The sequence below is a fragment of the Paenibacillus sp. MMO-177 genome (assembly GCF_037147795.1).
Classification (GTDB): Bacteria; Bacillota; Bacilli; order Paenibacillales; family Paenibacillaceae; genus Pristimantibacillus.
Map to the genome: position 1 here is coordinate 495114 of NZ_JBBCUR010000005.1, position 18068 is coordinate 513181.

Genomic DNA, 18068 nt, shown 5'->3' on the forward strand with positions numbered 1-18068 from the left:
AGAAACAGGTGAATGAGCATGGCAACTTTTTTTCTGATCATTATTTATTTGGCTTTTATCAGCCTAGGCTTGCCGGACTCCCTTCTCGGAACGGCGTGGCCGGTCATGCGGCCGGAGCTGAATGCTCCCCTCGGAGCGGCGGGCGTGCTGTATATGACCATTGCCGCCGGAACGATCGTATCCAGCCTCGCCAGCGGCACGATTCTTAATCGCTTTGGCACCGGAAGAGTAACCTTGGTCAGCTGTATCATGACCGCGGGCGCCCTGCTTGGCTATGCCACCTCTCCGTCCCTGGTCTGGCTGCTTGTTTGCGCGATTCCGTTAGGGCTTGGAGCCGGGGCGGTTGACGCCGGCTTGAATAACTATGTTGCCGCTCATTACAAAGCGCATCATATGAGCTGGCTGCATTGCTTCTGGGGCGTAGGCGCTACGCTTGGACCCGTCATTATGGCTCAATTCATTGCCGGTAATGCCTGGAGATACGGCTATCTGACCGTTGCGGCTATACAATGCGCTCTCGTCGTCATCCTGTTCTTCTCCCTCCCCTTATGGGACCGGGTTGCCAAAATTCACAGCAGAGTCTCAGCCCGTGCCGTGCAAGAGGAAGCCCTAAGCGAGCTTGGGGAGGAAACCGCAGCCGGTCATCCGTTAAAAATCAGAGGCGTAAAGCTTGCTCTCGTATCCTTCATGCTGTACTGCGGGATTGAAGCGGCGGTAGGCCTCTGGGGCAGCAGTTTCCTTGTAAATATGAAAAACGTGTCCGCTTCAACCGCTGCGCAGTGGGTATCGCTCTACTATGCAGGCATTACGGCAGGCCGGTTTATTACCGGCTTCATCACCTTCAAAGTCAGCAACCGCAATCTGATTCGCGGAGGCCAGTTGATCGCCTTGACCGGAGCCCTTCTGCTCTTCCTACCGCTGCCTGAAGGCTTTGCGCTTGCCGGCTTGATCATTGTTGGCTTTGGGCTTGCCCCCATCTATCCGTGCATGCTGCATGAAACGCCGGTGCGGTTCGGGAAAAAGCAATCGCAGTCCATTATGGGTTATCAGATGGCCGTTGCTTACACGGGCAGCACGCTTATGCCTCCGCTTCTTGGTTTATTGGCTTCCACGATCACGATCGGCATTTTCCCTTTCTATATCGTCCTGTGCACGGCAGCCATGTTCCTGTTTACGGAACGGCTGAATATCTTCCTTAAATCAAAAACCGATTTAGCGCACGCAGGCATTGGCATAAATTCAGGTTCGGGTTCAGATAAATCCATATAAAAACGCAAAAACTGCCGGGATTCCCCCGGCAGTTTTTTTTATTCGCTTGCGGCAGCCGCTTGCGCCTTTGCCAGCCGCGACTCCCCAATTACGGTGCTAATTTGCGCGATAATTCCGTCCAGCGATGCCGGATCGTGAACATCGTATTCGTCAATGTTAAGCCTAAGCACCGGACAAGCATTAAACTCGCCGATCCAGGCTGCGTAACGCTCATGCATCCGCTCCCAATAAGCGCGCTCCGTCTGAATTTCCATCTCCCGCCCGCGCGCCGCAATCCGGTTCAGAATGGACGGCAGGCTGCCTTCCAAATAAATGAGAACATCCGGATGCGGAAAATACGGCGTCATCACCATCGCTTCGAACAAGCTGGTATACGTCGCGTAATCCGTAGCGGTCATCGTTCCCTGATCCGCATGCATTTTCGCAAATATGCCGGTATCCTCGTAAATGGAACGGTCCTGCACGAAACCTCCGCCTGCCTCAAAAATCGCCTTTTGCTCTTTAAAGCGCTCAGCCAGAAAATAGATTTGAAGATGGAAGCTCCACCGCTCAAAATCATGGTAAAACTTCTCCAGATACGGGTTATGCTCGACCTGCTCCAGCGACGTCCGAAAGCCAAGACGCTTTGCCAAAGCAGACGTTAACGTTGATTTGCCGACCCCAACCGTCCCGGCTATCGTAATAAGCGCATTAGAAGGAATGCCATGTTCCATGTATAATAACTCCTTTTATTCAACGTTCCACATAGCTTCCTATTGTATCATATGAGCAGCCGCGAGCAATGGTTTTATATGGGCTCTACTAAAAAAAAGCCGCCCCTCGGGGCGGCATTAATCGATTAGAAACCTACGGACATGGCATCCGCGCTTACCTTCATAATAACCGGCTTAGGCGTTGGCTTCGCCTGACGTTCTCCTCCGCCCAGCGCATACAGGACGGCAAGCAGCGTATGGCTGCTCTTCACAACCTCGCCCGTCGCCAGATAATGCTCGAGGTCAAACGGAAGCAGCTCGATAACCGTATGCTTGTAAAGCTCCTTCTCGTTCAGCTGCAGAGCGGCAAATTCACGGGATACCTCCTCCGGACGCTCGGCAAGGCGGCGCATCCAGCCGCTCCATTCCGATTTGTCCATCGTGAATTCCCACCATGTTTTCCGCGGCTTGTAGTTATGGTTCAAGAAGTAATCGTACTTCATGAGGCCAAGCGCAACATCCAGATCAAGCTTAGCCGCTTCTTCGGATGCCGCATTCGCTTTATACTCGGACAGGAACGCCCACAGCCTTGAGAACAGGTCCTCAAGCTGATGGCCGATCTTCTGCCAGCCTCTCTCCTCCCAGAAGTCGCCGAAGGATTGGAAGAAATCAAACGGTGAAGGGAAGACTTCCTTGACCAGGTAACCTAATGTCCGGTCCATCCGGTGCGCGTTCCAGTACTTCTCCAGTACATCCTCTACCCGCTTGATCCGCACGATATCGGCAAACGGCATCAGCTCGTTGCCAAGCATCTCGTACGGCGCGTGGTCCATATAAATATAGCCCCACTTATCGGCATCCCGGCGCAAGCCCGTGCCGCGAAGCATCTTCAGGAAGCCAAGCTGCAGCTCCTCAGGCCCCAGCTCGAACACATCGTTAAACGTTCCGCGGAACGTATCGTAATTCTCGAGCGGCAAGCCCGCGATCAAGTCCAAATGCTGGTCGATCTTGCCGGACTCCTTCACCTTCGTAACGGTCCGAACAAGCTTTTTCCAGTTCTGGCGGCGCTGCACTGCTTCATTGGTCGGATCATTCGTCGATTGAACGCCAATCTCGAAGCGGAATATTCCGGGAGGTGCGTGCTCCGCCAAATAATCGAGTACTTCCGGCCGCATGATATCGGCGGTAATCTCGAACTGGAATACGCAGCCGCGGTGGTTCTCGATCAGGAATTTGAACATCTCGAGCGCATAATCCCGCTTGATATTAAAGGTACGGTCAACAAACTTGATCAGCTTCGCGCCGGAATCGATCAAATACGTAATATCGGCCTTCGTCCGTTCCATATCGAAATACCGGACTCCAACCTCGATGCTCGACAAGCAAAATTGGCAGCTGAACGGACAGCCGCGGCTTGTCTCGAAATAAACAACCCGGCTTCCCAGATGAGGAATATCCTCCTTGAAGCGGTGAGGAGACGGCAGCGTCGCCAGATCCAGCTTCGGACGGCCGGGATTGAGAAGAATCTCTACCCGGTCCTCGCGCTGCTTGCGGTAAGCAACGCCAAACACCATGTGGTATTTGCCCGCTCCCTCAATCTCCGTCAGCAGATGATGGAAGGTCTCTTCCCCTTCGCCAACAACGATAAAATCAACCTCCGGAATTCGCTCCATCCAATATTCCGTGTCGTAGCTCACTTCCGGACCGCCAAGGACGATCTTGATTTCCGGCATAATTTTGCGCAGCATATTGATGACGGTAATCGTCTCTTCGATATTCCAGATGTAGCAGGAGAAGCCAACAACATCCGGTTTGCGCGAGAAAATATCCGAAACGATATTCATCACGGGATCTTTAATCGTATATTCGGCAATTTCCATATCGAAATGCTCGCCGCTATACGCCTTCAGGCAGCGCAGGGCAAGCGAAGTATGAATATATTTGGCATTTAGCGTGGATAACACAACTTTCATCACGGTACCTCTTTCTGCTCTCATGCAAGCTTACCCTATTGTACCGAAAACGCGGCCAAAAAAGAAGAGGCCCGCCGCAAGGAGCATCCTGCTGCCCCAACGGTAAGCCTCTTTCCGTATAATGGAGAATTAGTCCTTCATGTTAATATAAAGCTGATCTTTAAATTGCATATCCAGAATCGGGAAGCGAACCTCCCATTTGTCATTGCCGAGAGCCGTCACTTCGCTTGCGTTAAACCCACGTGGTTCAAAGCCGAAAATACGGTCGTAATAAATCTGGAATTGAATCTTGTCGGCCGGCAGCATGCGATGAAGCTCATTGGCCAGGTTAATGGCCCAGGTGCGAAGCTCCTCTTTATTCTGCCCGCCGTAATAAGTATAGAATACGGGATCCATATCCGTCGTAATCACAAGCCAGCCCTGGGAATCCCGCGTTACTTTCCAATTGCTCAGCTTCGCTTCCCCTTGCTCCGTCGAGAACGTACCGAATTGATCTTTCAATAACGCCGCAATCTTATCCTCCGATTGACCAACAAGCGTGTCCGGCAGGGTTGGATCGAGGAATTTCACTTTGGTAGAAGGCTCCTTCGGAAGATCCTCCATCAGTATCGCCGCATAAACCGTCGAGACTGCAAAATTCAGATCCGCTTGCGATGTATAACCTGCGGAGGTAATGCCTATCAGCTCGCCGTATTCATCAAACAAAGCGCCTCCGGAGCTGCCATGGTCGATTGGAGCACTCGTCTGGATGTAGCGTGTGCTGCCCTCATAGATGATATTGCTGACTAGACCGTCAGATACCGTATTTTGAAGACCAAGCGGACTTCCAATCGCAACAACCTTATCGCCTTTTTTCACATTCAGGCTGCTGTAGCCTACCTCGACCGGAGCCGAACCAATCGATTGGTCGGTCTGGATAATCGCCAAATCATTGTCTTTGCTGTATGTAACGACGCCGGACACCTTGATCTGTTTGTTGTTCACGGTAATAACCGTTGCCGAAGAGGCATCCTGCATCACGTGATAATTGGTAAGAACGTAACGGTCGCCAATAACTACGCCGCTGCCCAGCCCCAAATTGGTCGTAATGGTTACCACGCTGTCGTCGTACATATCAACGATTTGCTGCGGCGTATACTTCGTACGGTTATTTAGTTCCTTTTGGATCTGCTCGTATTCCTTCTGGAATTCGTATTCCTCGGTTGCGATTCGCACGGCCTGCTTGGCATTATCCCATTTCACCGTGCCGCCAAGCGATTCCGCTACGAAACGAGCCGGAACAAAGGTCGTATTGTTCTTGATTTCCGGCGCGGCATCCAGCTTTACGGACTTGCCGTTAATAAGCGCTACTTTATTGCCGATCGTAAGCGTGATGGATGTGTAATCCTTGCGGATGATAATCGTCTGGGCCTTCTCTTCCCAGGTTACGGAGGCATTCAAGGCTTTGAACAGCTCACGCATCGGAACGAAGGTAACGCCTTTTTTCGTATAGGGAGCTTTCGAGAGCGAGAGCTTCTTGTCATCGACGTAGACACTGATAGCGGAAGCTTTGGCCGTAGCGGCGAATTTAACCGGCGACGCGGCGGCTGCGGCATGCTGCGGAGCACCTAGAGGAGAAAGCAGGAGGCCTGCTGCAAGCAGCGGAGTTAACAAGGTATAGGATAATTTTCTCTTCACGATTACTTTTTCCTCCAAATTTTTACTGTATTACCAGCTAAAATGATAGATTAATCTATCGTACCACTATCTGCCTTTGTTTGTCTATGAAAATGGTTTCATAGGTTAATAATACTAATACCTATTATATCGGCTGAACATGAACGGAGTGTGAAGGGCTCTGTGTAGAATTTGCAAAGCCGATCATGGTATAGTGATTGCAGTCAAGCTTGAGCAAGTCAAGCGCAGGAGGAACTTAAAGTCATGTCAAAGAAACCTAATAGCCCTGGCCCGGCTAAAAGCGCCTCATCCAAAAACGGCTCGGGCAAAAGCCCGGCGCAAAACAAGACGTTTGCCGTTACCGAGGCGTCCGAGCTGCTCTCTTTTTTGCTGGCTCATCTGAACCAGGGCCGCAATTCGGTCAAATCGCTGCTGGCGCATGGTCAAGTTTTCGTAAATGACCGCGCCGAAACGAAATATAACTACCCGCTTCAGCCCGGACAAACGGTTGTCATCCGCAAGGAACGGGAGAAAGAGAAGTTTCCCCTCGCCGGGCTTACGATTCTGCACGAGGACGAGCATGTCATTGTGGCCAGCAAAGAAGCCGGCCTTCTTACGATAGCTTCGGACAAAGAAACCGAGATGACCGCTTACCGCCAGTTGATGGCTTATGTTCGCGATTCCGATCCGAAGAACCGGATCTTTATCGTTCACCGCCTCGACCGTGATACGTCCGGGGTGCTGATGTTCGCCAAAAGCGAAGCCGTGCAGCAAAAGCTGCAGGAAGAGTGGCAGACGATCGTGAAGGAGCGCTCTTATGTCGCGCTTGTGGAGGGCGAAGTGAAACGGCAAGAGGGCACCGTCTCCTCCTGGCTGAAGGAAAGCAAGACGCTCAGGATGTATTCCAGCCCGTACCCGAACGACGGACAACACGCGGTTACCCACTACAAGCTGCTGCAGGCCGGAAAAGCATTTTCGCTTGTAGAGGTCCATCTGGAGACGGGCCGTAAAAACCAGATCCGCGTTCATATGCAGGATATCGGGCACCCTATCGCAGGAGATAAAAAATACGGCTCCCGGACTAAGCCGATCGGCCGCCTTGGCCTTCACGCGCGGGTTCTTGCCTTCGAGCACCCGGTAACGGGGAAACTGCTGAAATTCGATACCGGAATACCCAAGCTGTTCTACAATCCGCTCCGGAATGCGGCAGCCACACCAGACAACAGAAGAAGCAAAGGATGATCATATGCTGGAGATTACGAGCTATAGCGTAGAATTTGTTAAAGATCCGTTTGGCATCTTATCCGGACGCCGTTACGAGTTTCTGATCGATATCGATCTGGATGAAGAAGATGAATTGTATTCGAGTAACGGCATCTATATCCGCGCCGTATACAGCGAAGAGGAAGGCGCCGGCCGCCTGATTAAGCATGAGCTGATCGAACGAGTAACGGACAAGCTGCTCGACTTCGAATTAGAGGAAGACGAGGAGCAGGAGCTGCTTGCTTTCTGCAAGGAGCATTACAAGGAAGCGGACGAACAATGATAAAGAGGCTGACCGGTCGTTAGACTGGTCAGCCTCTTTTTCGATCCTATACCGGGATGCGGTAAGACGAGTACTCCTCGATAATATGTTCACCGTTGTTGTACACCCATTGGAAGCAGAAGCGGTTGCCCTCGTAGCGGGTGCGATTCCGGATATCCGGCAAGACAACCGATTCGAAATTGTCCATAATCGTCTGCTGCATGCCGCGAAGCCTTTCTTCGTTCACCTGCTGCTGCGCTGCTGCCTCCTCGTCCGACTGAGCGGTCTGCCGGAAATATAGGATGGCCACCTCCGTATCGCTCACATTTCCCGGAATCGGATGACCCGAGCCGCGGAATACTTCCTTCACCGTATCAATCCAGTTTTTGTATAAATCTATCGTAATATCATACATCTAATCGGTCTCCTCTCATAATATGACGCCTTGAAATTGCAAGGCTTCTTCTTTTCCACGCTTGCTCCCGCATATACATTACAAGCAGCAATATCATCGCGGCAAAGGAATGAATGCGGACTATGGATATGGATCGAATCCGCGCAAGGATCGAGCAGATGCGCAGTGAGCTCTTGCAGCTTCAATCAGCGGATGGCTCATGGCGGCTCTGCTTTGATTCCGGCACCATGCCGGACAGTTATTTTATCATTATTCTCCGGATGCTTGGCTACAGTCAGGATGAAGCCCTTATCCGCCAAATAGCAAGCCGAATCCTAAGCAGACAGCTTCCAAACGGTACGTGGAAAATATACCCCGACGAAGAAGACGGCAATCTGGATGCGACGGCCGAAGCTTATTTCGCGCTGCTCTACTCCGGTTTTTTGAACAGGCTGGATCCCCGCATGCAGCTGGCGAAGAAGTTCATTCTAAGCAAAGGCGGTTTGTCCAAAATCCGCTCTCTCCTGACGCAGGCCATATTCGCCGCGGCAGGTCAGGCTGCCTGGCCAAAGTCGATGCGCATTCCCCTAGAGGTCTTCTTCTCCGACAGCGGGATCGGCATCGATCTCTTCTCCTTGTCCGGGCATGCCCGCGTACATATCGTACCGATCATTATGCTGGCTAACGCCCAGTTCGTGCAGCATAGCGCCTCCATGCCCGATCTGTCCGATCTGTTTGCGGGCGGCTCCAAGCGGTTCGAGAACGATTCGCCGTGGATTTCAGCCCTGGCCACCTTGATTGGCTCCTTGTCGCTGTCGGAGCTGCTTCCCTTCGAATCGCCTACTCCGCAGGAAAAAGCAGTCCAATTCCTGTTCGACCGGCTTGAACCGGACGGTACGCTGCTCACTTATACAACAGCTACCATGTTTATGATTCTGGCGCTTCTGATGCTTGGTTATTCCCCAAGCTCGGCGCTTATCCACCGCATGGTATCCGGCATTCGTTCCGTCATGTGCGCCAATAGCCATGTGCAGATCGCCTCTTCGGAAGTATGGGATACCGCCATGCTGGTTCATGCCCTGCGCAAAGCCGGCGTAAACCCTACCTCAACCGCGCTGGAAAACGCCGGAGCTTATCTGCGCCAAAGACAGCAGACCCAGCTAGGGGATTGGTCAATCCGTAATCCCGGCACGCCTGCCGGCGGCTGGGGCTTCTCCAATGTAAATACCCTTTATCCGGATGTGGATGACACTACCGCCGCTCTTCGCGCCATCCGACCCTACAGCTCCCGCACGCCGGGGCTTCAAGCGGACTGGCAGCGGGGCCTTAACTGGGTGCTTACCATGCGCAACGATAACGGCGGCTGGCCGGCCTTTGAGCGGCAGGGCTCTCGACTGCCGATTGCTTTTTTTAATTTTGACGGGGCCAAGGATATCGCGGTTGATCCGTCAACGGTCGACCTAACCTCGCGTACGCTGCAGTTTCTCGGCCAGGAGCTTGGCATGAACGCCGGCAACAGCTGGATCGAATCCTCGCTGCGCTGGGTTTTGTCCCAGCAGGAAAGCAACGGAAGCTGGTACGGCCGCTGGGGCATTACTTATGTGCATGGCACAAGCGCCGCGATTCAAGGGCTGATCGCCGTAGGCATTGCGGAGGATCATCCGGCTATTAAGAAAGGAGTCGATTGGCTGCTTCAGGTCCAAAATGAAGACGGCGGCTGGGGCGAATCCTGTATCAGCGATAAAGTCAGGCGCTACGTTCCCTTAAACTTCAGCACGCCGTCCCAGACGGCTTGGGCGCTGGATGGGCTGACCGCGGCTTTGCCTAATCCTACTCCCGCTCTGGAGCGAGGCGTGGAAGCTCTTCTGCAGTCCCTTGACCGCCGTGACTGGACTTATACGTATCCGACCGGCGGAGCGCTGCCCGGCAGCGTCTACGTCCATTATGCCAGCAACAACTATATTTGGCCGCTTCTTGCCCTCAGCAATATTTGGCTGAAGTATAGCTGATGTTCTTGCATGCAGGCCCCCCTTATACAAAAGGGGGCTTTGTTGTATTCATGTCTCCTACGATAACGCAAGAGCAGCGGCGTCCGCAACCGTCCAGTCACAATCCTTCCATTGCAATTGAGAGCGGGGTCAAGGTAATCTAATGGATAGTGCATCTTGATGAAAGCTGATGCTTTTGAGGCAAGAATCATCACCATTATAAGGAGGTTGCATATGCCACAGCTTTTGTTTCGCGGGGTGCCCGCAGATCGGCTGACAACGGTCAGCTTGGCACTGGCCGAAGATCTGGCATCCATTTGCGAATGCGGCACGGATAACTTTACGATGGAATGCCTTCATACGACAGCCATCTTTGGCGGTCTTGCGGAAGGGCAATCTTACCCGTTCGTTGAGGTAGGCTGGTTCGAGCGCGGACAAGCGGTCCGGGACCGATTCGCGCAAGCCGTTACCTCGCATCTCGCCCGGATCGGCATCGATGAAGTGGAGGTTGCCTTCCGCACGTACCGGGAAGACAGCTATTACATAAACGGCAAGTCATGCACTTAAGCCGTTTTTAACAACAAAGGAGCCTTTGGACCAAACGATGATCCAAGGCTCCTTATTTATGTTAGGATACGGCCTTGTGGTCGTTATCCGTTGCTTTGCTTTTGCAGGCTTTGCAAATCCCGTGGAAATCAAGCCGATGATCCAATACCTTAAATCCAAATTCCTTCGCAATCCGATTTTCCATCGGGAGCAGCCAGTCATCCATAATCTCCTCGACCGTACCGCATTCGGTACAAATCAGGTGATGATGGTGATGCTCCTGATCGTTGCTCCGGAGATCGTAGCGCGTTGCGCCGTCGCCGAAGTTCACTTTCTCCACGACATGCAGCTCGCTCAGCAGCTCCAGGGAACGATAGACCGTTGCCAGACCGATATCCGGATTGCTGCGCTTCAGCAGCATGTAGACATCCTCCGCGCTGAGATGATCCTTCTCGTTCTCCAGCAATACGCGAACAGTCGCTGCGCGCTGAGGTGTTAATTTGTAGCCTTTTGTTCTTAGCTGACGGTTGATCGTTTCCATTTGTTCTTCGATCATCATAAAGCTCACCCGCCTTTCCTTGTGTTTCATTACCCGATGCGCTGTGCCACAAAGCTTATTTAGAATCATTATAATTTAGAATAATTATAATCTTAGCATAGTAATCATTATTATACAATGACATCTAATAATTCTCAGTTCATTCTCACCATCGGTTAATTAGCTCGATATCCGCAAATTTGCCTTCCGCGAACTCCTTATCCCCAAATATACCGCTGATGCGGTTGAACCCGGATTTCGTCCAAAAGCGAAGTCCCGCCCAATTGCGCAGAGAGACATTGACCCTCACTTCGGAATAGCCAAGCAATCCGATCTCCAGCAGAAAATGCTTCATGACTTCCTGACCGTAGCCTTGATTCTGAAAGTCACCGCTGATGCACATCATCGCAAGATACAGCGAATCCGAATGAGGATAACCATGATAAACGCTAAGGAAGCCAACGATTTCCTCCGTTGTTTTCAGCCTGATGGCCTGAATCCTGAACCGTTCCTTCACGCCGCCTTCCGGCAGTATGCCTTCACGATAGGAATGCTCGATATAATGAGGATCATGTTCTTTCCCGTCCCATAAGGCGACCGGCGCGTTTGCCATGTACAGCTCCTGCACAATTCCAATTTCGAAAGACTGCAAATCTTCACAACTAAAAGTCGGGGTACTCCACGAGGAAGGGATAAGGTTCATATATGTATCACCCGTTACGTTTGTAATATTACGACGGTTCTACACTTTCGACATAACTCGCCGCTTTCCTCCTTTCCTCGCCCTTATTCTTCGGATACAGTCTTTACCATCCTCGTATAGCGATGTCCGCTTATCATCAGCTCGCCGTCTGCCCTGTAGCCCATTTTTTCATATAACAGCCTTGCTTGGCCGTTGTATTCCTCAACGATTAAAGAAACCAAATCATAACCCTGCTTCACAGCCTCCTGCTCGAATGAAGCCATCAGCGCCTTTGCAATTCCCTGATTGCGGAATGAAGAATGAACGGCAATAGAGTCCAAGTAAAACTCGCCCGGGCGCGTTTCCGTCAGGATTGCGTAATCGGCGATACCGGTTACCCGTTTCACGCGCTCGATCAACGGCTGATCCAATTGCTCCGCGTGATCCCCGGAATAGCATACCAGTATACCTGCAACCACGCCGTCTCTTTTGTCTACGATTACATTCCGATAGCTGACCCGGTTCCCCTCTTCGATATAAAATTCCGCCAATATGCGCATCGCTTCCGCTTCATCCTCCACTCCAGTAAGCGAGCAGGCGATGCTGCCAATAGCCTCATGCAGCAGCGGCATAACTTGTTCCACGTCTTCCTTGTCTGCCGGTTCAATCATGCTGTCACAGTCCTCTCCAAATATTAATAATTTCGGTTTAAGCGTACGAACATCCATTCTATCATGCTATAATCAACAACAGGTGATTACAGACAATGAACAATGCAACAAATTCCAACAATAAAATCTATTACAAACGCCCGTACGGCGTTGTTAATAAAAATTATACACCAGCCGCCCCCGCTTCCGCTGATACAAGCGAGCAGCTGGTCCCGCCTTCCGACAAGGACGCCTTTTATTTCCGCGCTTTGGAGAACCAAGGGATCCGGCTGAACGAGCGGCAGATCTCTGCGGTACGCCATATCGAAGGCCCCATCCTGACATTGGCGGGCGCAGGCTCGGGCAAAACCTCCGTCCTCGTCTGCCGGACCGGCTATATGCTGTCCGTCCGCGGCATCCCGCCCCAGCAGCTTCTGCTGATGACCTTTTCCAAAAAAGCAGCCGACGAAATGAAGCTTCGAATCAGCCAGCTGCCTAATATCGGTCAAGGAGCCGCATCCCGGATAGAAGCCCGCACCTTCCATTCGTTCTGCCTTCTTATGCTGCGCAGACGCGGATACAAGCAGAACATCCTGGGCGAAACCGGGCGCAAGCAGATTTACTTCAAGCGGCTGCTGCGCGAACGGAATTTGCATGAGACGTACCAGCCGGAGACGCTTATTATGCTTCTCTCCTCGTACAAGATGCAAATGATTGCCGTTCCTGACCTTCCGGAGAAGACGGAAGAGGACCGGCAGCTTAAGCTTATTTTTGCCAGTTATGAAGAATGGAAACGCCAAATGGACCTGATCGATTACGATGACATGCTGCTCGAAGCGTACCAGCTGCTGAAGCAGGACGAGAACCTTCTCGCCATGCTGCAGAACCGTTTCCGTTACGTCATGATCGATGAATTCCAGGATACCAATACGATTCAATACGAGATCATCAAGCTGCTTGTCCAGCCGCACCGGAATCTGATGGTGGTGGGCGATGACGATCAGACAATTTACTCCTTTAACGGAGCGCGCAACGATTATATCCTGAACTTCGAGAAGCAGTTCCCCGGCGCCAAAAATATCATTCTCGACGTCAATTACCGCTCCGGCTCCGGCATCGTTGGCCTTGGCAACGCCGTTATCCGCCATAATAAGCAGCGGCGCAGCAAAACCTTGCTGACGGCTAAGCCCCATGGCCTTCCGCCCGTGTATGCAAGACCCGGCAATAGCGACGACGAAGCGGATCTGATCGTAAATACGCTGCTCCAGCAGAAGGAGAAAAAAGGCCGCTCGTTCCGCGATTTTGCGATTCTATTCCGCACAGCCAGCAGCAGCCGGGCGGTATTTGATCAGCTGGTCACCCGTCAAGTGCCGTTTATCGACTACGGCAGCGGCGAGTCGCTGTACGAGCAATGGGTCATTAAGCCGGTTCTCGCCCATCTCCGCTTGTCCATCGACCGCCGCAACTTTGACGCGATGGAAGCGATGCTTGCCACGATGTATGTCCGGCCGGATCAGGCGATGGCGTTTATATGGAACGAGGATAAGAAGCAGGCGAAGAAATGGCCGCTTATCCATCTAACCCGGTACCCTGAGATTAAGTCTTTCCATCAGGATAAAATAAAAGAACGGATCAAGCTGATCCGTTCCCTGGAAAAGCTGAAGCCGGAGGCGGCGATCCGCCGGCTCCGCATAGAATTCTACGATCAATTCATTGAAGCTAACAAAAGCGGACCGGCCTTAACCGAGCATAAGGATTCCTTGAAGGAAATGCTGGACGAGCTTGAGGCTTCAGCCAAACGGTTTGACGGCATAACGGCTTTCCTTGCTTTTATCGACGAGATTGCCGCGAAACACGAAGAGATGAAACGGATGAAGCTGGACAGCAGCAATGCCGATGCGGTTAACTTCATGACCATTCATAAGTCCAAGGGGCTGGAATTTCCTGTCGTCTTTGTGTGCGGAGTGTCCGAAGGGATACTGCCGCATAGCTCGGCAATTACCGCGGAGAAGAACAGCGACAGAAGCGCTATTCAGGCTGGCGACAACGTCGGGGAAGCTGCGATGGAAGAGGAACGGCGTCTTGCCTATGTAGCCGTCACTAGAGCGGAAGAGGAGCTGTATATCAGCTCCCCCGCTTATTACCGCGGCAAGCCCGCGGCGGTATCGTCTTTCATTATTCATGCTTATAGTTAATGCTTCGGGGCTGCGATCTCAACCCGTAGCCGATCCCCTTCCTTCTGTACCGAAAGAGGCAACGCCGACAGCTTGACGAATACTTGGTCATTATATTGGAACAAGCGGCTTCCATGACTATAACGGGGGTCGCAAATGAGCAGGACAAGCGCCGAATCCGGAAAGGTGAATCGGTACTCCGTTTCGGACTGCTCGATATAGGGGATAAAGGCTTTTACCCGTAAATAGGATTCCCCTTGAAGCTCCAGCAGCGGGTATTCGGTCTCATTAAAGGGATGAATCGACAAGGTCGCAGAGGTCACTTTGACCAACGGAGTTCGTCTAAGTATTTTATGAATCTGCTCGTTTTTGAGCGGCAAACCTAAGGCCAGATGGTACATTCCTTGCTGCAGCTGCACCAGCTCGGCTAGCGAGACAAGCACAAAACCGGCAGCGGCGATCGCCGCACCTTCTATAAATGCTCCGAAAAGAGCCATATATAATCCGAGTAATAAGGCCGCATATCCTAAAATGCGTTGTGCGATAAACATGAGCTTTACCTCCGATTCATTCCATAAAAAAGCGGGACCTGTCAGTTATGCTGCCAGGTCCCGCTTCCTCGTGATGTCTATTATTCCGCCGGAGCTACAAACGTACGTGCCGCGAATTCCGCGTCCAGCATGTAGAAGGCGTTGCTGTCTTTATCAATGCGCTTCAGCTTCTGGATAATATTATCGAACAATGCTTCTTCTTCAACTTGCTCGTCGATGAACCACTTGAGGAAGTACATCGTTGCATGCTCGCGGTCGTTAAGCGCAAGATCCGCCAGGTTGTAGAAGCGCTTCGTATTTTGCTGCTCATGCGCATAGCCATGCTGGAAGGCGTCAAGCATGGATTCGTATTCGTTCTTTGGTTCGCCCAGCGCGGAAAGCGTAGCGCGGCGGCCGCGGTCGTTCAGGAATTTGTATATTTTCATGCCATGGAACCGCTCTTCCTCAGCTTGAATAATGAAGAAGTTTGCGAAACCATCGAGACTTTCGCCGGAGCAATAGGCTGCCATTGCAAGATACACATGCGCCGAATAAAATTCAAAATTCATCTGCTCATTGAGCGCTTCCGCTAATTTATCATTCATCGCTTATGCACCTCTTTTTCTTGTTTGGTCTTATTCTAACACAAACGGAAAGGACGGCAAAAGCCGTCCTTTGAAATATTATCCAATAACATTCGGTTATCCGATCAATTTCTTCAATTCCTTGTACAGCTGATCCGGGCTCGAAGCGCAGATGCTTCTGGATTTTATCATCGCAAAGCTCTCGCGCTTGCAGGTTCTGCAGTTACCCAGGCAGTCCTTCTTCTTCATCTTTATGTCCGGATATTTGCTCTTCATCGCCTTGTAAACAGGCTTTGTTCCGTTCTTCAAATTCCTGGTGCAATATTTGATCTTCTTCATGCCGGCTCACCTCGCTGCGCAACGGTGTAATGCTTTCCTCTTTGAATGATAATAATTATCATTCCCGTTGTCAATAGCGAATTCATCGGCGTACCTATTTACTATTTAAAATTTCGATCCCTTTGTGAAGCTGCGTATCCTCTTCCTTCAGCTTGCCGCTTAATAACTCGAGAATTCGGTAGCCCGTCATATCATTAAACGTGCCGGTTGCCTCCAGCTTGTTATCCTTCTGGAACCGGCTTAACGCATCGGCAGTCTGCCCGTTAAACAAGCCGATATCCCCAACCGGCGTATATCCAAGCTCCTGCAGCATCAGCTGGAGTGTCTTGACGTTCTCCCCGTAGCTTCCGGCTTTAAGCTCGGTTCCGAACGGTAGCTGGCTCAGGCTAGCGAAGGCCGGCAGAGCGACAGTCACATCCGGCGTCACGCCCTGTTTATGGATCCAGGTGCCTCCCGGCGTTTTCCACTGGGCTTCCGTCAAGCTAAGCACCGATTTGTCTTTGAACTGCTGGAAGGTCTGAACAATCCCCTTGCCGAAGGTCTTCTCCCCAACAACCGTTGCGCCCGCGGATTCCTTCAGCGCTGCCGTGAGCACTTCGCTGGCGCTTGCGGACTGGCCGTTCACCAGGACAACGATCGGAATCGTCCAAGGCTTCTCCTGCTTCGAGCGGTACGTAATCGTATTCGTATGATTCTTGTAGACAACCTCCAGAATGACTTTATCCTTAGGCACAAGCATATTCGCGATCTGGATCGTGGATTGCAGCAAGCCGCCCGGATTCGAACGGAGGTCAAGCAGCAGCTTCTTCATCCCTTCTTTTTGCAGCTTTTCTATTTCGGTTTTGAACTCGTCATCGGTCTTCTCTCCGAACTTCGAGATCGTTACATGCCCGATGCCGCCGCTGAGCATTTCCGAGGTTACCGTATGTACCGTAATGGCTTCCCGTGTCAGCTCCACTTCAATCGGCTTGGCTGCGTCTCCCCGTTGAAGGGACAGCTTTACCTTAGTACCGGCCTCTCCCCGCAGAACGGTAATCACATCATCGTATTCCTTGCCCTTTATTGAGGTCCCGTTCACGCCAACGATCTCATCCCCCGTATGAACGCCACCGCGCTCTGCCGGCGCTCCTTCCGTAAGGCTGGCCACGATAAACCTTCCGTCCGCTTCCTGAAGGGTGATGCCGATCCCGGAGAATTCTCCTTCATAGCCTTGCGTATAGGCACTGCCCTGCTCCTTCACGAGGTATCTGGAGTATGGATCGCCCAGCGAGGCCAGCATGCCTTGGGAGGCGCCGTTAATGAGATCCTCCGACTTTGCGCCGTTTAAGTATTTATCCATAATGGTGTTATAGGACACCGTAAAATTACGGAATGCAGGCTCCTTCAGCATCGGGTACCGCACCTCCATCCAGAGCCAGCCAAGAATAAATCCGATAATCGTAAATAGTAATGCACCGAGAACCGCAAACGTTATAATCCGCTGCTTCGCTGTCTCATTCGAGATTTCTTTCACTAAAGGTCACTCCTGACTATGACTGATGTTCTGTATTCTAATGTAGCTTATTTGGGGCCCGCTGAGCAAATTGGCCGGCTCCCCCATCTTGATACAGGGTTGAAGAAGGCTACTTTTTTCGCTACAATCAACCTAGCTTTTATTGGACGAATAGAGACAGGAGAGAGAATATGTACAAATTAATTGCAATCGATGTCGATGATACGCTTCTTAATGACGAATTAATCGTTACCGAAGGCACGAAAAAAGCGATGGAGGACGCCATAGCGTTAGGCGTAACCGTTACTCTGGCTACCGGGCGGATGTACGCTTCGGCCAAAAAAATCGCGGATCAGATCCAACTGAACGTTCCGATCATTACTTATCAAGGCTCGCTTGTGAAGACGCTCCTGGATGGAGAAGTGCTCTACGAGCGCTGCGTGCCGCAGGATGCGGCGAAGGAGCTGTACGCGATCACCGAGCAGCGCGGCCTGCATTTGCAGCTGTATGCGGACGATATTTTATACGTGAAGGAAGCCAACGAGAAAGCAATCAAATATTCCACGCTGACGAATATCCCGTATGTCGTAGCCGAGGATTTCGAAGCTTTGCTCGACAAGCCTAACAATAAAATGCTTATCATTGACGAGCCGGCCTACCTCGATCAGCTGGCCGAAGAGTTAAAGCCTATTATCGGCGATCGGGTCCATATTACCAAATCCAAGCCTCACTACCTCGAGTTCATGCACAAGGAAGGCACCAAAGGCCATGCGCTCCGCTTTATGGCCGAGCACTTGGGCTGCGGGATTGAGCAGACCATCGCGATTGGCGATGCATGGAATGACCACGAAATGATCGAAGCAGCCGGTCTTGGCGTAGCGATGGGCAACGCAACCCCCAAGCTGAAGGAAATTGCGGATTATATCACGCTGACGAATAACGAAGAAGGCGTTCGTCATGTCATTGAGAAATTCGTGCTGCAGCCTGCCGCGAAATAAAATAGCGCAACAAAAAACTCCATGGTGGAAGCGTCGCT

The 18068-nt window shown here is 51.7% G+C and carries 18 protein-coding genes; 7 read left to right on the plus strand and 11 right to left on the minus strand.

Going from position 1 to position 18068, the window contains the following annotated elements:
* Positions 1 to 18 precede the first annotated feature (18 nt).
* A complete protein-coding gene (locus WFK81_RS20340) occupies positions 19 to 1269 on the plus strand; it encodes an MFS transporter (RefSeq protein ID WP_336788199.1) in 1251 nt (416 codons plus the stop codon).
* A gap of 38 nt (positions 1270 to 1307) precedes the next feature.
* On the opposite strand, the gene WFK81_RS20345 is transcribed toward WFK81_RS20340, so the two are convergent.
* From WFK81_RS20345 to WFK81_RS20355, 3 genes are all read right to left on the minus strand, one after another.
* Positions 1308 to 1982 (minus strand): deoxynucleoside kinase, encoded by a 675-nt coding sequence (locus WFK81_RS20345; RefSeq protein WP_336788200.1) that lies wholly within the window; start codon positions 1980 to 1982, stop codon positions 1308 to 1310.
* Between the two features lie 125 nt (positions 1983 to 2107).
* A complete protein-coding gene (locus tag WFK81_RS20350; RefSeq protein WP_336788201.1) occupies positions 2108 to 3934 on the minus strand; it encodes a B12-binding domain-containing radical SAM protein in 1827 nt (608 codons plus the stop codon).
* A 129-nt stretch (positions 3935 to 4063) separates the two neighbouring features.
* A complete protein-coding gene (locus tag WFK81_RS20355; RefSeq protein ID WP_336788202.1) occupies positions 4064 to 5611 on the minus strand; it encodes a stalk domain-containing protein in 1548 nt (515 codons plus the stop codon).
* A gap of 243 nt (positions 5612 to 5854) precedes the next feature.
* Here WFK81_RS20355 and WFK81_RS20360 point away from each other — a divergent pair, with 243 nt between their 5' ends.
* On the plus strand, positions 5855 to 6832 hold the full coding sequence (locus WFK81_RS20360) for an RluA family pseudouridine synthase (RefSeq protein WP_336788203.1): 978 nt from the start codon (positions 5855 to 5857) through the stop codon (positions 6830 to 6832).
* 4 nt (positions 6833 to 6836) lie between these two features.
* Positions 6837 to 7136, plus strand: a complete 300-nt coding sequence (locus WFK81_RS20365; RefSeq protein ID WP_336788204.1) for a DUF6509 family protein — start codon at positions 6837 to 6839, stop codon at positions 7134 to 7136.
* A gap of 46 nt (positions 7137 to 7182) precedes the next feature.
* Here WFK81_RS20365 and WFK81_RS20370 read toward each other — a convergent pair whose 3' ends face one another.
* Positions 7183 to 7530, minus strand: a complete 348-nt coding sequence (locus tag WFK81_RS20370) for a hypothetical protein (RefSeq protein ID WP_336788205.1) — start codon at positions 7528 to 7530, stop codon at positions 7183 to 7185.
* Between the two features lie 122 nt (positions 7531 to 7652).
* Here WFK81_RS20370 and WFK81_RS20375 point away from each other — a divergent pair, with 122 nt between their 5' ends.
* A complete protein-coding gene (locus WFK81_RS20375; RefSeq protein ID WP_336788206.1) occupies positions 7653 to 9518 on the plus strand; it encodes a prenyltransferase/squalene oxidase repeat-containing protein in 1866 nt (621 codons plus the stop codon).
* Positions 9519 to 9731: 213 nt separating this feature from the next.
* Positions 9732 to 10064 (plus strand): DUF1904 family protein, encoded by a 333-nt coding sequence (locus WFK81_RS20380; protein ID WP_336788207.1) that lies wholly within the window; start codon positions 9732 to 9734, stop codon positions 10062 to 10064.
* Between the two features lie 61 nt (positions 10065 to 10125).
* Here the strand turns inward: WFK81_RS20380 and fur are convergent, their stop codons facing one another.
* The 3 genes from fur to WFK81_RS20395 all read right to left on the minus strand — a co-directional run bounded on the left by fur (position 10126) and on the right by WFK81_RS20395 (position 11934).
* Positions 10126 to 10596: a ferric iron uptake transcriptional regulator gene (fur, locus tag WFK81_RS20385; protein WP_336788274.1), complete on the minus strand. Its 471-nt coding sequence runs from the start codon at positions 10594 to 10596 to the stop codon at positions 10126 to 10128.
* Positions 10597 to 10747: 151 nt separating this feature from the next.
* Positions 10748 to 11194 (minus strand): GNAT family N-acetyltransferase, encoded by a 447-nt coding sequence (locus WFK81_RS20390; protein ID WP_336788208.1) that lies wholly within the window; start codon positions 11192 to 11194, stop codon positions 10748 to 10750.
* A 173-nt stretch (positions 11195 to 11367) separates the two neighbouring features.
* Complete coding sequence (locus WFK81_RS20395; protein ID WP_336788209.1) at positions 11368 to 11934, minus strand: GNAT family N-acetyltransferase; 567 nt, start codon at positions 11932 to 11934, stop codon at positions 11368 to 11370.
* 95 nt (positions 11935 to 12029) lie between these two features.
* On the opposite strand from WFK81_RS20395, the gene WFK81_RS20400 reads away from it, so the two are divergent.
* Positions 12030 to 14108, plus strand: coding sequence for an ATP-dependent helicase (locus WFK81_RS20400; RefSeq protein ID WP_336788210.1), 2079 nt, complete (start codon positions 12030 to 12032; stop codon positions 14106 to 14108).
* Here WFK81_RS20400 and WFK81_RS20405 read toward each other — a convergent pair.
* The 4 genes from WFK81_RS20405 to WFK81_RS20420 form a co-directional block, all read right to left on the minus strand.
* A complete protein-coding gene (locus WFK81_RS20405; protein ID WP_336788211.1) occupies positions 14105 to 14638 on the minus strand; it encodes a hypothetical protein in 534 nt (177 codons plus the stop codon). The genes WFK81_RS20400 and WFK81_RS20405 overlap by 4 nt on opposite strands.
* A gap of 80 nt (positions 14639 to 14718) precedes the next feature.
* A complete protein-coding gene (locus WFK81_RS20410) occupies positions 14719 to 15222 on the minus strand; it encodes a ferritin (RefSeq protein ID WP_336788212.1) in 504 nt (167 codons plus the stop codon).
* A gap of 96 nt (positions 15223 to 15318) precedes the next feature.
* Complete coding sequence (locus WFK81_RS20415; protein ID WP_132303106.1) at positions 15319 to 15540, minus strand: DUF1450 domain-containing protein; 222 nt, start codon at positions 15538 to 15540, stop codon at positions 15319 to 15321.
* 94 nt (positions 15541 to 15634) lie between these two features.
* The gene (locus tag WFK81_RS20420; RefSeq protein WP_336788213.1) at positions 15635 to 17053 is read right to left on the minus strand and encodes a S41 family peptidase; all 1419 of its coding nucleotides are present in this window, start codon (positions 17051 to 17053) and stop codon (positions 15635 to 15637) included.
* A 170-nt stretch (positions 17054 to 17223) separates the two neighbouring features.
* On the opposite strand from WFK81_RS20420, the gene WFK81_RS20425 reads away from it, so the two are divergent.
* Complete coding sequence (locus WFK81_RS20425) at positions 17224 to 18030, plus strand: Cof-type HAD-IIB family hydrolase (protein WP_336788214.1); 807 nt, start codon at positions 17224 to 17226, stop codon at positions 18028 to 18030.
* Positions 18031 to 18068 lie beyond the last annotated feature (38 nt).

Coding starts and splice junctions, on each gene's coding strand:
- WFK81_RS20345 (WP_336788200.1), bottom strand. CDS start 1,982: ATGGAACATGGCATTCCTTCTAATGCGCTTATTACGATAGCCGGGACG.
- WFK81_RS20415 (WP_132303106.1), bottom strand. CDS start 15,540: ATGAAGAAGATCAAATATTGCACCAGGAATTTGAAGAACGGAACAAAG.
- WFK81_RS20370 (WP_336788205.1), bottom strand. CDS start 7,530: ATGTATGATATTACGATAGATTTATACAAAAACTGGATTGATACGGTG.
- WFK81_RS20375 (WP_336788206.1), top strand. CDS start 7,653: ATGGATATGGATCGAATCCGCGCAAGGATCGAGCAGATGCGCAGTGAG.
- WFK81_RS20350 (WP_336788201.1), bottom strand. CDS start 3,934: ATGAAAGTTGTGTTATCCACGCTAAATGCCAAATATATTCATACTTCG.
- WFK81_RS20340 (WP_336788199.1), top strand. CDS start 19: ATGGCAACTTTTTTTCTGATCATTATTTATTTGGCTTTTATCAGCCTA.
- WFK81_RS20390 (WP_336788208.1), bottom strand. CDS start 11,194: ATGGCAAACGCGCCGGTCGCCTTATGGGACGGGAAAGAACATGATCCT.
- WFK81_RS20360 (WP_336788203.1), top strand. CDS start 5,855: ATGTCAAAGAAACCTAATAGCCCTGGCCCGGCTAAAAGCGCCTCATCC.
- WFK81_RS20365 (WP_336788204.1), top strand. CDS start 6,837: ATGCTGGAGATTACGAGCTATAGCGTAGAATTTGTTAAAGATCCGTTT.
- WFK81_RS20425 (WP_336788214.1), top strand. CDS start 17,224: ATGTACAAATTAATTGCAATCGATGTCGATGATACGCTTCTTAATGAC.
- WFK81_RS20380 (WP_336788207.1), top strand. CDS start 9,732: ATGCCACAGCTTTTGTTTCGCGGGGTGCCCGCAGATCGGCTGACAACG.
- WFK81_RS20410 (WP_336788212.1), bottom strand. CDS start 15,222: ATGAATGATAAATTAGCGGAAGCGCTCAATGAGCAGATGAATTTTGAA.
- WFK81_RS20395 (WP_336788209.1), bottom strand. CDS start 11,934: ATGATTGAACCGGCAGACAAGGAAGACGTGGAACAAGTTATGCCGCTG.
- WFK81_RS20400 (WP_336788210.1), top strand. CDS start 12,030: ATGAACAATGCAACAAATTCCAACAATAAAATCTATTACAAACGCCCG.
- WFK81_RS20405 (WP_336788211.1), bottom strand. CDS start 14,638: ATGTTTATCGCACAACGCATTTTAGGATATGCGGCCTTATTACTCGGA.